The sequence below is a fragment of the Litorisediminicola beolgyonensis genome, assembly GCF_042679605.1.
GTDB lineage: Bacteria > Pseudomonadota > Alphaproteobacteria > Rhodobacterales > Rhodobacteraceae > Litorisediminicola > Litorisediminicola beolgyonensis.
Window position 1 is genome coordinate 132,226 of the sequence record NZ_JBHTMU010000003.1, and the last position, 13,251, is coordinate 145,476.

Genomic DNA, 13,251 nt, shown 5'->3' on the forward strand with positions numbered 1-13,251 from the left:
TCGCGACGTTGTCCCGGCGACCTGGCAGTGGGGGGAGGTCGAAGGGGGCGGCGTTTTGCCACTGTTTGCTGTGCTCCGATGCTCAGCGAGCGTCGGATCTGCGCCATCCGATCTCTCGCCCTTACGTTGCATGGCATTGAAACGTCGTAAGGGGGCGCTGCCCCCTCTTGGCCTTCGGCCAATTCACCCCCGGCGGTATTTGGGAAAAAGAGAAGCCCTAGGGGCGGTCGCGCGGGCGGGCAGGTCCGCGCCACACGCAGCCGTGTGGGACTGTCGCATTTCCAAGGCGGCGGCTTGTTGCTATGAGAGATCTCCAGGCTCAGGGAGAGGTCGGGGATGGCTCTGAAATCGCTCAAGAAGAAACGCCGGGTGCAGGTGATCGCGCTCGCCGCGGTGGCGCTCATCGGGGCCACGGCGCTCATCGGCTACGCGATGCGCGATGGGATCAACTTCTTCCGCTCGCCGAGCCAGGTGGCCGAGACGCCGCCTCCGCCCTCCGAGGTGTTCCGCATCGGCGGTCTGGTCGAGGAAGGCTCGCTCACGCGCGGGCAGGGCGAGGCGATCCGGTTCCGCGTCACCGATGGCGGCGCCACCGTGCCGGTCGTCTATACCGGCGTGCTGCCGGATCTCTTCGGCGAGGGGCAGGGCATGGTCGGCACCGGGCGGCTGGTGGACGGGACCTTCGAGGCCTCCGAGATCCTTGCCAAGCATGACGAGACCTACATGCCGAAAGAGGTGATCGACGCGCTCAAGGAGCAGGGCGTCTATCAGGAAGGCGCGCCGGGCTCCTGACCGGGCTCCTCGCGGGGCACGCGGCGGCGGAAGGTGGCGACGCGCCAGAGATAGTAGCCGACGGCGAGCACGATCACGAGGTTCGAGACCGGGCCGGTCCAGGACGCGACCGCGTCGTAGCGCGCGCCGAGATAGTAGCCCGCGATGGTCAGAGCCGCCGACCAGAGCGTCGTGCCGAGCGTGGTGAAGAGCAGAAACCGGCCGAGCGGCATTTCCGACAGGCCCGCGGGCACCGAGATGAAGGTGCGTACGCCGGGGATCAGGCGGCCGACGAAGACCGCCCAGCCGCCATAGCGGTCGAACCAGGCATCGGCGGTGTCGATTTCCTGCGGGGTGAGCGTCAGCCAGCGGCCGTAGCGGCGGGCGAAGGTCTTGACCCCGTCGGTGCCGATGCGGCGGCCGATCCAGTACCAAAAATAGGCGCCTGCGAGCGCTCCGAGCGTGCCCGCGAGCACCATGAGCACCAGGCTCAGACCGTCGCGCGCGGCGATATAGCCGCCGAGCGGCATGACGATCTCGGACGGGATCGGCGGAAAGAGGTTTTCGAGAAACATCAGGGCGGCGACGGCGAAGTAGCCGCCCTGTTCCATGAAGGCGATGATCCAGTCGGACACGGGCAAGGGCTCCCAGGTTTACCTGTCAGGAACGCAGGCCGTGCCGCTTTGGATCCAAGGTCGCCCCGTGCAAGCCCCGGATCAGCCGCGCAGGATCGAGCGTCCGGCGTATTCGGCGACCTCGCCCAGCATCTCCTCGATGCGGATGAGCTGGTTGTATTTCGCCAGCCGGTCCGAGCGCGCCAGCGAGCCGGTCTTGATCTGCCCGCAATTGGTGGCGACGGCCAGATCGGCGATGGTGGCGTCCTCGGTCTCGCCCGAGCGGTGGCTCATCACGTTGGTCATGCGCGCGCGGTGGGCCATGTCGACGGCCTTGAGCGTCTCCGACAGCGATCCGATCTGGTTGACCTTCACAAGCATGGAGTTGGCGCAGCCCTTCTCGATCCCCATGGCGAGGCGCTTGGGGTTGGTGACGAAGAGGTCGTCGCCCACGAGCTGCACGCGGTCGCCGAGCCGGTCGGTCAGTATCTTCCAGCCGTCCCAGTCGTCTTCGCCGCAGCCATCCTCGATCGAGATGATCGGGTAGTCGTCGCAAAGCTTGGCGAGGTAGTCGACGTTTTCCTCGGAGGTGAGGGAGAGGCCTTCGCCCTTCATCTCGTACTTGCCGTCCTTGAAATACTCGGTCGAGGCGGCGTCGAGCGCGAGGAAGATCTCCTCGCCGGGCTTGTAGCCGGCCTTCTCGATGGATTTCAGGATGAAGTCGAGCGCATCGCGGGTCGAGCCGAGCTCGGGCGCGAAGCCGCCCTCGTCGCCGAGACCGGTCGACATGCCTGCCGAGGACAGCTCTTTCTTCAGGGTGTGGAACACCTCCGAGCCCATGCGCACCGCGTCGCGGATATTGTCCGCTGCGACCGGCATGATCATGAATTCCTGGATGTCGATCGGGTTGTCTGCATGTTCGCCGCCGTTGATGATGTTCATCATCGGAACCGGCAGGACCCGCGCCGAGGTGCCGCCGACATAGCGGTAGAGCGGCTGGGCGGTGAACTCGGCCGCCGCCTTGGCGGTGGCGAGCGAGACGCCGAGAATGGCGTTGGCGCCGAGGCGGCCCTTGTTGTCGGTACCGTCGAGCTCGATCATCGCGGCGTCGAGCCCCTGCTGGTCGAGCGCGTCGAACCCGGCCAGCGCATCGGCGATCTCGCCGTTCACCGACGAGACGGCGTCGAGCACGCCCTTGCCCATGTAGCGCGACTTGTCGCCGTCGCGGCGTTCGACCGCCTCGTAGGCGCCGGTCGAGGCCCCTGAGGGGACCGCGGCGCGGCCCATCGTGCCGTCTTCCAGTGTGACGTCGACCTCGACGGTGGGATTGCCCCGGCTGTCGAGAATTTCGCGCGCGTGTATGTCGATGATGAGGCTCATCTATCCTCTCCTTTCAACCCTCGGAGTTCGGTCCCGCATATCCTGACGGGAGCGTGAAGTAAACGTTCCGTGTTAGCGGTAACGGTGTTTCGAAACTGCAATCCGCGCGGCGCGGCGCTCGCGCAGGAGCGTGAAAATCCCCGAACCGACGATCAGCGTGGCGCCGAGAAGCGTCCAGAGATCGGGCCGCTCGCCGAAGAAGACGGCGCCGAGGATCAGGGCAAAGAGGATACGCGAGAAGCGGAAGGGCGTGACGACCGACACCTGCCCGGTGCGCGATGCGCTGGTCAGGGCGTAGTATGCGAGCCCTCCGGCGACGACGGCGCCGGCGAGAAGGAGCGTCTGGGTGGCGTTCTGGGCCACGGGTCCGCCGGTGAAGGGCATGAGCAAGAGCCCCGAGGGGATCGCGCTCAGAAGCCCGTAGGCGGCGACCTGAAGGTGGCCGATCTCGGCCGGGACCGCGCGGACGCAGAGATCCCGGGCGGCCAGCGCGAAGACCGCGACCACCGCCCAGAGCGTGTTGGGATCGAACTCCGCCGTGCCGGGGCGCAGGATGATCAGGACACCGGCCAGACCGACCCCGATCGCGGACCAGCGCCGCCAGCCGACCTCTTCGCCGAAAAAAAGCGCGGCCCCCAGGGTGATGACCAGCGGCATCGCCTGGGCGATGGCCGAGGCGGTGGCGAGCGGGATCGTCGTGATCGCGGTCATGAAGCTGATCGTGCCGACGATCTCGCAGAGCGTGCGCCAGAGGACCGGCTTGGACCAGAGCGCGGGCCCCAGAAGCCGCGCGCCGCGCAGATGTGCATAGGCCGCGAAGGACCCGCCGGAGACGACACCGATGATCAGGAGGATCTGGCCCACGGGAACCGCGGGCGCGAGCGTCTTGATGAAGGTGTCCTCGATGGCAAAGGCGCCCATCGCGACCACCATCAGCAGGATGCCCCGCAAATTTTCCATAGGCGTGGGCTCCGTCAGCCGGTCTCGGCCAGAACCTCGGTCTCGGCACCGAGCGAGTTTGCGAGCGATTTGAACCGCGACTCGGCCACCTCGCCGAAGAGCGGGACGGCCCGTCGCGCGAGCGACAGCGTGAGCTTCCTGGTCTCGGGGGTCCAGTCGAGCGACGCGCCCGCCTCGGAGACCTCATCCATCCAGAGCATCGCGCCGAGCCGCATGGCCTTGCCCAGAACCTCGGCAGAGCGGATCTCGCCCTCGTCGAGCAGCGGGAAGAGATCCTCGAACCGCGTGCCCTCGCGCTTGTTCTTGTAGCGATGCAGGAGCGCGAGGCCGAGCCAGACGCGCTCGCCATGCTTGAGTCCGCCGAGATTGGCGCGGGTGGCGTTGTCGAAACAGGTCTCGGCGCGGTAATCGGGGTGCGCGCGCCAACTCACGTCATGCAGAAGGCAGGCCGCCTTGACGATGCGCATCATCGCGGCATCCGCCTCGGGAAAGAGCGGCGTGACGAAGCGGTAGAGCGTCTTGCCGTATCCCGGCACGCGCGCATCCTTGGCCTCGGCGAAGCGGCAGCTTTCGATCAGCGGATCGCGCTGGCGCAGTTTCTGCGGCATCTGCTCGTAGAGAAGCCCTTCGCGGATGCCGTAGGAGGAGATCGCGATGTCCTTGGGCTCGAAATCCGCGACCAGCCGTTTCAGAACCTCGGCGGCATAGGGCACGAGCGCCATCCGGCTGGAGGAGAGCGAACACCGCCCGCGCAGCTCTTCGAGATCGGCGGCCTCGATGAAGGCGACGGTGTCCTTCACCGCCTGCGCATCCATCCGGTATTCGTGAAGGACGTGCAGCGGGTAATCCCGCCGCTCCATGTCGATCCGCGCGATGGCCCGCCAGGAACCACCGACGAGGAACAGGCGGTCCCGCTGGGTGCCCATGGTTTTGGACAGACCGGCCATGACTTGCTTGATCCGCTTCTCGCGGGCCTTTTTGTCGCCGAGATCGCGGAGCTTCAGCGGCCCCAGATCCGACGTGACCCGCCGCCCGACACGGCCCTGCGAGATCTCCGCGAGCTCCATCGAGGAGCCGCCGATATCGCAGACCAGCCCGTAGGAGCCGGGCCAGCCCAGAAGGACGCCTTGCGCCGAGAGCCGCGCCTCTTCCTCGCCGTCGATCACCCAGATCTTGAGACCGGTATCGCGCTCGACCTCCTCGCGGAAGGCGGGGCCGTCCTCGGCATCGCGCACCGCGGCGGTCGCCACGGCAGTCAGTTCGATCCCCATGCTGTCTGCGAGCCGGGCAAAGCGCGCCAGCGCCGAGGCCGCCCGAGCGCGGCCTTCGGGGTTCAGCCGTCCGGTCTCGGCCATGCCGGCGCCGAGGCCGCACATCACCTTTTCATTGTAGAAATAGGCCGGGCTGCGCGCCGCGCCGTCGAAGACCACGAGACGAACCGAGTTCGAGCCGATATCGACCACGCCGACGCGGGCCAGCTTGCGGGCCTCGGGGTCATCGAAGAGCGGGCGTCCGAAGGGGCCCCATTCCGGATGGTCGGGGTCGGCTATGGCGTCCATACGTCCTCGCGTCGCTCGGTCCTCGGTCGCGGCATAGGTGGCGCAGAGGCGTCCCTAGGTCAAGCAACGAGGTGCCGCGCGGACACGCTAGACCGACTTGATCAGCGTCAGCCGTGGCGCAGAGGAGCGCCGCGCCTCGGCCAGCTCGCAGATCAGCGTCGACACGGTGTCGTCGGCCTCGATCATCTTGCGATAGACATCCTCGAAGAAGCTCGCCTCAAGCGCCACCCGCAGGCGCTCGTCCATGGCGGCGAGCTTGCGCAGCCGGTCGGCATCGACCAGCAGGCAGCGGCAGGGCGACGCGGTGACGCATGTGGCGCTCGCAGGTTCGCCCGACAGGACCGTCAGCTCGCCGAGATAGCGGTCGGCGCCGTAGACATAGCGGGGCTCGCCCTCGAGACCGCAGGCGACCGAGCCGCGCACCACGTAGACGAGGTTGTCGAAGGGCAATCCCCGCCGCGCCAGCACCCAGCCCTCGGGCAGATCGACCCAGCGCCCCGCATCGAGCAGGCGGCGCACCAGATAGCGCGGCGCGGTCGGGAGCTTCGAGGCCGCGAAGCTTTCTTCCTCGGAGGTGAGGGAGATCCGTCTGCACTGGTACGAGACGCGCGCCAGCCCGGCGAGGCTGATCGCGATCCAGCTCACCTGGATCAGAAAGGACGACAGGTTGAAATGCCGTTGCAGGTCGATCAGCACGCATCCCGCCGCAACGAGGTTCAGGAGCGGGTAGAGAAACCCCGTCCCCGAAATCAGCCGCATTTGCAGCGCGAAATAAGCGCCAAGATACAAGAGCACTCCGATCAGTCCGGACAGGACCAGGACTTTGGACAGAAAAGGTTCGAGCATTGAGGGGCCTTCCGCTTGCCGGTCCGCACCACCGCCGGGAGGCGATGGCGCAGGGGCCCCTTGTTGCTAGCAGGGAGAGGGCGCGGAGGCTGTGACCCCGGTCACTCGGCGGTGAGCGGGGTGCAGTGTAAGGGATGTCGCGCGCGGGACGGTCTCGTCCTCGGGCAGCCGCAGATGGGGCGGCCGTGACCGACCGGTCGCTCAGTCGGCGTCGGTATGGGTCAGTTGCGGCACGTCCGCCGCGCCCGCCGAGCCGCGGCCCGAGAGCGAGGGGTTCTCCATGAAGAAGCGGTGACAGGAGAAGGCGAAGGTGCCTTCCTCGATGGGCTTGCGCTCCCACGTGGTGTCGGGCTGCAGGACCCAGCTCTGCGCCACGTCGGCGAGGTTCGCGGCCATGATCTGGCTGACGATCTGCGCCTTCACCGTGTCGTTCTTGATCTCGACCAGAACCTCGACCCGGCGGTTGAGGTTGCGGCCCATCCAGTCCGCCGAGGAGATGTAGACCCGCGCCTTCTTGTGCGGCAGGCCGTGGCCGTTGCCGAAACAGGCGATGCGGGAATGCTCAAGAAACCGGCCCACCACGGATTTCACCCGTATATTGTCCGAGAGCCCCTTCACGCCGGGCCTGAGCCCGCAGATGCCGCGGATCACCAGGTCGATCTGCACGCCCGCCTGACTCGCACGGTAGAGCGCGTCGATCATGTCGGCCTCGATCAACGCGTTCATCTTGGCCCAGATCTGCGCGGGTTTCCCGGCCTTGGCAAAGGCGATCTCGTCCTCGATCCGCTCCAGAAGCGTGGATTTCAGCGTGTGCGGCGAGATCGACAGGTTCTCCAGCCCCTCGGGAAAGGCGTAGCCCGAGAGGTAGTTGAAGACCTTGGAGCCGTCGCGTCCGAGCGCCAGGTCGCAGGTGAAGAAGCTCAGGTCGGTGTAAATCTTGGCGGTGATCGGGTGGTAATTGCCGGTGCCGTAATGGGTGTAGGTGACGAGCTTGTCGCCCTCGCGCCGGACGACCGAGGCGATCTTGGTATGGGTCTTCCAGTCGAGAAAGCCGTAGACCACATGCGCGCCGGAGCGCTCGAGCTTGCGGGACTGGCGGATATTGGCGGCCTCGTCGAAGCGGGCCTTGAGCTCGACGAGCGCGGTCACCGACTTGCCGTCCTCGGCGGCCTCGCAGAGCGCGTCGACGATAGGCGAGTTGGACGAGGTCCGGTAGAGCGTGTTCTTGATCGCCACCACGTTCGGATCGGCGGCGGCCTGCTTGAGGAACCGCACCACCATGTCGAAGGTCTCGTACGGGTGGTGCAGCAGCATGTCCTTCTGGCGGATCGCCGCGAACATGTCGCCGTCATGGTCCTGCACCCGCTCGGGCACGCGCGGCGTGAAGGTCGGCCAGAGAAGATCGGGGCGGTCGCCCAGCACCAGCTCCTTGGTGTCGACGATGCCGATCATGCCGTGCATCTCGATGAGCTCGTCCTCGCGCACGTGCAGCTCGTCCATGACCACGCGCTTCAGCGCCTGCGGCGCGTCCTTGGAGACGGTCAGCCGCACCACCTCGCCGCGGCGACGGCGCTTGAGCGCAACCTCGAACTCGCGCACGAGATCCTCGGCCTCTTCCTCGACCTCGAGATCGCTGTCGCGCAGCACGCGGAACGAGAAATGATCGCGCACCTTGTAGCCGGGAAAGAGGCTATCGATGTGCAGAAGCAGCACGTCTTCGAGAAGGATGAACCGGTGCTGGCCCTCCTCGGAGGGGAGGCGCATGAAGCGGTTGATCTGCTGCGGGATCGGAAGCACCGCCTGAAGGCTCTTCTTCTCCTTGCCGCGCTCGAGTTGCAGCGCGAGGCAGTAGCCGAGATTGGCGATGAAGGGGAAGGGGTGGGCCGGGTCGATGGCCAGGGGCGAGAGCACCGGGAAGACCTTGTCGAGAAAGGCATCCGCGAGATAGCCCTTGTCTTCCTTGGTGATCTTGTCCCGTGCGACGATGCAGATGTCGGCGGTCTCCATCTCGTCGCGCAGCGCGGCGTAGACATCCTGCTGGCGCTGCATCAGCCGCCGCGCGTTCTCGTTGATCTTCACGAGCTGCTGGGCGGGGGTCAGCCCATCGGCGGCGGGCGTGGTGTTGCCGGCCATCGCCAGCTCGCGCAGGCCCGCGACACGGACGTTGTAGAACTCGTCGAGATTGGAGGCCGAGATCGACAGGAACCGCACCCGTTCCAAGAGCGGAACGCGCGGGTTCTCGGCCTCTTCCAGCACCCGCCAGTTGAAGGCCAGCCAACTCAGCTCGCGGTTCAGGAACCGGTCGGGGCTCGTGGGATCGAGCTCGGGCAGCTCGACCGGTTTGGGGCGCGGGGAATGGAGGAAATCAGCATCGGACATGGATCAGTCCTTACCGCGTCTCGTGTGACGCTTCCATGACAGAGATCACGGCGCGTCGGGCGGATCGATCTCGACCAGCACACGCCGGGCGAGACTGCGCGTCACGCCTTTGGGCGTGCCGAGCGCGGCCTGGTCGAGCGCCGAGACGATCTGTCCGGCCATGTCGAAGGAGCGCCGCATGTGGCGCACGAGGTAGGGGATGACATCCAGCGCGGGCACGATCTGGCGGTCGGCGAAGAGCTTGGCCAGAACCGCCGTCAGGAGCTGGTCGTCGGGTTTCGAGAGCCGCGCCACCTGCGTGCCCATCATCCGGCTGGCGAGGTCGGGCAGGGTGATGCCCCAGTTCGAGGGCGGGCTCGCCGCGGTCATGAGGAGCGGCTGCCGTTCGGCAAGCGCGAGGTTGTGGACGTGGAACAGCGCTTCCTCGGCTTCGGGATCGCCCGCGATGCGGTCGACATTCTCGACGCAGAGCGCCCGGCGCGTCAGCCGGGGAATGTCGGAGCCGGCAAGATCGCCGGCCGAGACGATGAGCGCGCCGCTCTCGGCGCTCCAGACATGGGCGAGATGGGTCTTGCCGGAGCCACGCGGCCCCGCGAGCACCAGCTTGCCGCCGGGCCAGCTCCGCCAGCCATCGACTTGCGCCACCGCCATCGCGTTGGCCTCGGCGACGAAGAAATCGCCGCGCCCGAGGGCGGCCCGGCTCGGCAGGTCGAGGGGCAGCGGGGCCTGGCGCTGCGAACTCATCTTTCGCCCTCGTCGGCCCCATCTCCGAGATAGAGCTCGCTGTGCTTGTAGCGGTTGACGACGAAGCGGGCGACGACGCCGAGCGCGGCGGCGATCGGCACCGCGACCAGAAGACCCACGAAGCCGAAGAGCGTGCCGAAGACCGACATGCCGAGAAGCAGCCAGACCGGGTGCAGCCCGACCGAGTCGCCCACGAGTTTCGGAGTCAGGAAATTGCCCTCGACGAATTGCCCGGACTGGAAGACCGCCCAGACCGCGACGATCCAGACCCAGTCGCCCCAGAACTGGAAGAGCGCGAGCCCGATCGCCAGGACGCCTCCGACGATGGCGCCGACATAGGGGATGAAGGTCAGGAAGCCTGCGGCAACGCCGACCACGAGACCGAACTGCAGCCCGAGGAGCATCAGCGCGACCGCATAGTAGACGCCGAGGATGATGCAGACCGTGCCCATGCCGCGGATGAACCCCGCAAGCGTCCGGTCGATGTCCCGGGCCAGCTCGCGGATCACCGGCGCGTGCTCGCGCGGCAAAAGGTCGTCGACCCGCGCTACCATGTTGTCCCAGTCCATCAGCAGGTAGACCGACACGACCGGCACGATGACAAAGAGCAGGACGAGGTCGATCAGCGTCGCGGCCGAGGTCAGCGCCGTCTTCAGGAGCGCTCCGCCGCGCTCGCGCACCGCCTGGCCGAGATCCTGCAACGTGTCGCGCATGATGCTCTCGGCACCCTCGAAGCCCGGGAAGCGCTCGGTCAGAAAGGCCTGGAGTTGCTGGGTCAGCTCGGGCGCGGTCTCGATCAGCTGACCGGCCTGGCGCACCAGCGCCGGGATCACCAGAAGCGCCAGAACCACGAAGACGAAGAGCGCGCCCAGGGTGATGATCGCGGTCGCGACCCGCCGCGAGGTGCCCGCCGCTTCCAGCCGATCCGCAAGCGGGTCGAGGAAATAGGCGATGGCCATGCCGAGGATGAAGGGCAGGAGAACGTCGCCGAGGAGCCACAGCACCGCCAGGAGGATCGCGGCGGCGATCCCCCAATAGGTCGTCTGCTGGCGCACGCTCAGAGCCACGTCCCGTCTCCTGACCGCAGGAATGATGATGCCTTTGTCTACTGTTGCGCAGACGGTGACAACCCGCTGTTATATCACGGGACTGTTGGCGTGGATCACGCGATCCGCACGCCCTGTCGCACCAGCGCATCCTGCACCGCGTCGCGCGCGATCTCAGACGGGGGGACGCCGCTCCGGACCGCGAGCGCGGCAGCGACGCCCGCGCCCTGGCCGGTGACGGCGCAGCAGGCCATGTTGCGGGTCGCCGCGTGGGCGATCCGGTCGCCGCCGATGGCGCGCCCGGCCACCAAGAGCCCCTCGACGCCCTGTGGCAGGAGCGCGCGATAGGGGATGTGCATGTAGCGGCCCGTGGTGGGCAGGATCAGCACGCCGTAGCCGTCGATGAATTCGGGATAGATCCCGATGCTGTCCGCAAAGCGGGCCTCGCCCCGCACATCCGCCTCGGTCATGTCGTAGACCGCGGCGATCTTGCGGGTGTCGCGGATGCCGATGGACATGCCGAAATTCCTCAGCCGCGCGTCCTCGCAACCGGGCGTATAGGCGCGGAGCGCGTCGATGGCCGCCATCGCCTGCCGCCGCCCCTCGATCTCGAAGCGGGTGAGGCTGTCGGGATCGAGCCCGTCGCAGCCCGCGAGATGGACGAGGTTCATATAGGTCATCTCGCCGGTGTCGTGCACGGCGCCCCATGTGCCGCCGATGGTGGTCAGATCGGCGGGGATCACGCCGTCGCGCCGGGCCGCCTCGAACGGTTTGCCCAGGAAGGGCGAGTACATCGCGTCCTCCTTGCCGTCCGTCTCGACCTGCCACTCGCCAGAGGACCAGTCCGCATAGGTCTGCGGATCGGCGCGCACGCCCTCGAGAAACCGGCGCTTGTCGACGCCCGCGAGGTGGAACATCACCGAGGCCGCCTGCATCTCCTCGACCGGGGTGGTGCGGCAGGGCGCGCCCGCGCGGAACGCGACATCCGCATCGCCCGTGGCGTCGATCACCACGTCTGCGAGGATCGCCTCGCGCCCGGCCTTGCTTTCGACGATCACCCCAATGATCCGGCTGCCCTCCATCACCGGTGCCACGAAGAGCCGGTGCATCATGACGCGCACGCCCGCCTCTTCGGCCAGAGTGTCGGCGACGAGCTTGAAGCCCTCGGCGTCGAGCTCATAGCTCAGCGACTGGCTTTCCGGCACCGCGGCGCCCATCGCGCGGGCCCGATCCTCGAACTCGCGCCCGAGGCCCCCGGCCTCGACGGTGGCCTCGTGGCGATACCAGGCGAAGCCCTCGACGCCCACGACGGTGATATTGCCGCCGAGACAGCCGAAGCGCTCGATCAGCAGGGTGTCGGCGCCCTCGCGCGCGGCCGCGAGCGCCGCCGCCAGACCGCCGGGGCCGCCGCAGATCACGACCACCTCGGCACGGGCGGCCACGGGGATGCGCCGGGCCGGTTCCTCGATCGTCTGCATGGCGGCTCTCCTGATCTTCGGAGCGGCAGGAAGCCTTCGCGGGTGCCTCGCGTCAAGCCGTTCGCAGCGGATTGAAGGCGCGCGCGCTTTCCCCTACACCTCGCGGCCAATCCAAAGGCTCCAAGAGGTCTGACCATGCGCCTGTCCCGCTATTTCCTGCCGGTTCTGAAGGAAACGCCGTCCGAGGCGCAGATCGTGTCGCACCGGCTCATGCTGCGCGCGGGCATGATCAAGCAGGCCTCGGCGGGCATCTATTCGTGGCTGCCCCTGGGCTACAAGGTGCTCAAGCGGATCGAGCAGATCGTGCATGAAGAGCAGGTCCGCGCGGGCCATATCCCGATGCTGATGCCGACGCTTCAATCGGCCGATCTCTGGCGCGAGAGCGGGCGCTACGACGCTTACGGTCCCGAGATGCTGCGCATCCGCGACCGGCATGACCGCGACATGCTCTACGGTCCGACCAACGAAGAGCTGATCACCGACATCTTCCGCAGCCACGTGTCGAGCTACCGCGACCTGCCGCTGACGCTCTACCACATCCAGTGGAAGTTCCGCGACGAGATCCGCCCGCGCTTCGGAGTGATGCGGGGCCGCGAGTTCCTGATGAAGGACGGCTACAATTTCGACCTGACCAAAGAGGACGCGCTTCACGCCTATAACCGGCACCTGGTGAGCTACCTGCGCACCTACGAGCGGATGGGCCTGCAGGCGATCCCGATGCGCGCCGACAGCGGACCGATCGGCGGCGACGACACGCATGAGTTCCTGGTGCTGGCCGAAACGGGCGAGTCCGAGGTGTTCTACGACAGCGAGATCACCGATCTGAAATTCGGCGACCGTGAGATCGACTATGACAGCGTCGAGGCGTGCCGCGCCGTGCTCGAGGAGTTCACCTCGCGCTACGCCCGCACCGACGAGACCCACGATCCGGAGGTCTTCGCCCAGATCCCCGAAGAGCGCCGCCGCACCGCGCGCGGCATCGAGGTCGGGCAGATCTTCTATTTCGGCACCAAGTATTCCGAGCCGATGGGCGCGACCGTCGTCGATACCGAGGGCAAGCAGGTGCCGGTCCACATGGGCTCGCACGGGATCGGCGTCAGCCGTCTTCTGGGCGCGATCATCGAGGCCAGCCATGACGACAAGGGGATCATCTGGCCCGAGGGCGTAACGCCTTTCCATGTCGGCATCGTGAACCTCAAGCAGGGCGATGCCGAGGCCGACGCGGCCTGCCATGCGCTCTATGACAGCCTGGTCACGATGGGCCTCGATCCGCTCTACGACGACCGCGACGAGCGGGCGGGCGCGAAATTCGCGACGATGGACTTGATCGGGCTGCCCTGGCGGATCACCGTGGGCCCGCGCGGGCTGAAGAACGGCGTGGTCGAGCTGACCTCCCGCCGCACCGGCGAGAGCGAGGAACTGCCGCCCGAGCAGGCGCTTACGCGGATCGCGCAGATCTACGCCTGAGCCGAGC

The 13,251-nt window shown here is 67.2% G+C and carries 11 protein-coding genes; 2 read left to right on the forward strand and 9 right to left on the reverse strand.

Going from position 1 to position 13,251, the window contains the following annotated elements; genetic code table 11:
- The first annotated feature begins 342 nt into the window (after nt 1–342).
- A complete protein-coding gene (ccmE, locus tag ACFQ4E_RS02950) occupies nt 343–792 on the forward strand; it encodes a cytochrome c maturation protein CcmE (protein WP_386801471.1) in 450 nt (149 codons plus the stop codon).
- Here the strand turns inward: ccmE and ACFQ4E_RS02955 are convergent.
- The 9 genes from ACFQ4E_RS02955 to ACFQ4E_RS02995 form a co-directional block, all read right to left on the reverse strand.
- On the reverse strand, nt 768–1,406 hold the full coding sequence (locus ACFQ4E_RS02955) for a DedA family protein (protein ID WP_386801427.1): 639 nt from the start codon (nt 1,404–1,406) through the stop codon (nt 768–770). The two genes, ccmE and ACFQ4E_RS02955, sit on opposite strands and share 25 nt — an antisense overlap.
- A gap of 81 nt (nt 1,407–1,487) precedes the next feature.
- The gene (gene eno, locus ACFQ4E_RS02960) at nt 1,488–2,765 is read right to left on the reverse strand and encodes a phosphopyruvate hydratase (protein ID WP_386801428.1); all 1,278 of its coding nucleotides are present in this window, start codon (nt 2,763–2,765) and stop codon (nt 1,488–1,490) included.
- A 72-nt stretch (nt 2,766–2,837) separates the two neighbouring features.
- Complete coding sequence (locus tag ACFQ4E_RS02965; RefSeq protein WP_386801429.1) at nt 2,838–3,725, reverse strand: DMT family transporter; 888 nt, start codon at nt 3,723–3,725, stop codon at nt 2,838–2,840.
- Between the two features lie 14 nt (nt 3,726–3,739).
- A complete protein-coding gene (locus ACFQ4E_RS02970) occupies nt 3,740–5,284 on the reverse strand; it encodes a Ppx/GppA family phosphatase (protein WP_386801430.1) in 1,545 nt (514 codons plus the stop codon).
- Nucleotides 5,285–5,371: 87 nt separating this feature from the next.
- Nucleotides 5,372–6,130 carry a Crp/Fnr family transcriptional regulator gene (locus tag ACFQ4E_RS02975; RefSeq protein WP_386801431.1) on the reverse strand — a complete coding sequence of 253 codons (759 nt, stop codon included), beginning with the start codon at nt 6,128–6,130 and terminating at the stop codon, nt 5,372–5,374.
- A 201-nt stretch (nt 6,131–6,331) separates the two neighbouring features.
- Nucleotides 6,332–8,509, reverse strand: coding sequence for an RNA degradosome polyphosphate kinase (locus ACFQ4E_RS02980; protein WP_386801432.1), 2,178 nt, complete (start codon nt 8,507–8,509; stop codon nt 6,332–6,334).
- A 45-nt stretch (nt 8,510–8,554) separates the two neighbouring features.
- On the reverse strand, nt 8,555–9,253 hold the full coding sequence (locus ACFQ4E_RS02985; RefSeq protein WP_386801433.1) for a chromosomal replication initiator DnaA: 699 nt from the start codon (nt 9,251–9,253) through the stop codon (nt 8,555–8,557).
- Entirely contained in the window at nt 9,250–10,320 is a 1,071-nt protein-coding gene (locus tag ACFQ4E_RS02990; RefSeq protein ID WP_386801434.1) for an AI-2E family transporter, read from the reverse strand. Before ACFQ4E_RS02990 ends, ACFQ4E_RS02985 begins: the two co-directional genes overlap by 4 nt.
- Nucleotides 10,321–10,415: 95 nt before the next feature.
- Nucleotides 10,416–11,777, reverse strand: coding sequence for an FAD-dependent oxidoreductase (locus ACFQ4E_RS02995; protein WP_386801435.1), 1,362 nt, complete (start codon nt 11,775–11,777; stop codon nt 10,416–10,418).
- 135 nt (nt 11,778–11,912) lie between these two features.
- Between ACFQ4E_RS02995 and proS the strand changes: the two genes are divergently transcribed.
- Complete coding sequence (proS, locus tag ACFQ4E_RS03000) at nt 11,913–13,244, forward strand: proline--tRNA ligase (protein ID WP_386801436.1); 1,332 nt, start codon at nt 11,913–11,915, stop codon at nt 13,242–13,244.
- Nucleotides 13,245–13,251: the final 7 nt, after the last annotated feature.

Coding starts and splice junctions, on each gene's coding strand:
- eno (WP_386801428.1), bottom strand. CDS start 2,765: ATGAGCCTCATCATCGACATACACGCGCGCGAAATTCTCGACAGCCGG.
- ACFQ4E_RS02995 (WP_386801435.1), bottom strand. CDS start 11,777: ATGCAGACGATCGAGGAACCGGCCCGGCGCATCCCCGTGGCCGCCCGT.
- ACFQ4E_RS02965 (WP_386801429.1), bottom strand. CDS start 3,725: ATGGAAAATTTGCGGGGCATCCTGCTGATGGTGGTCGCGATGGGCGCC.
- ACFQ4E_RS02975 (WP_386801431.1), bottom strand. CDS start 6,130: ATGCTCGAACCTTTTCTGTCCAAAGTCCTGGTCCTGTCCGGACTGATC.
- ACFQ4E_RS02970 (WP_386801430.1), bottom strand. CDS start 5,284: ATGGACGCCATAGCCGACCCCGACCATCCGGAATGGGGCCCCTTCGGA.
- ACFQ4E_RS02985 (WP_386801433.1), bottom strand. CDS start 9,253: ATGAGTTCGCAGCGCCAGGCCCCGCTGCCCCTCGACCTGCCGAGCCGG.
- ACFQ4E_RS02980 (WP_386801432.1), bottom strand. CDS start 8,509: ATGTCCGATGCTGATTTCCTCCATTCCCCGCGCCCCAAACCGGTCGAG.
- proS (WP_386801436.1), top strand. CDS start 11,913: ATGCGCCTGTCCCGCTATTTCCTGCCGGTTCTGAAGGAAACGCCGTCC.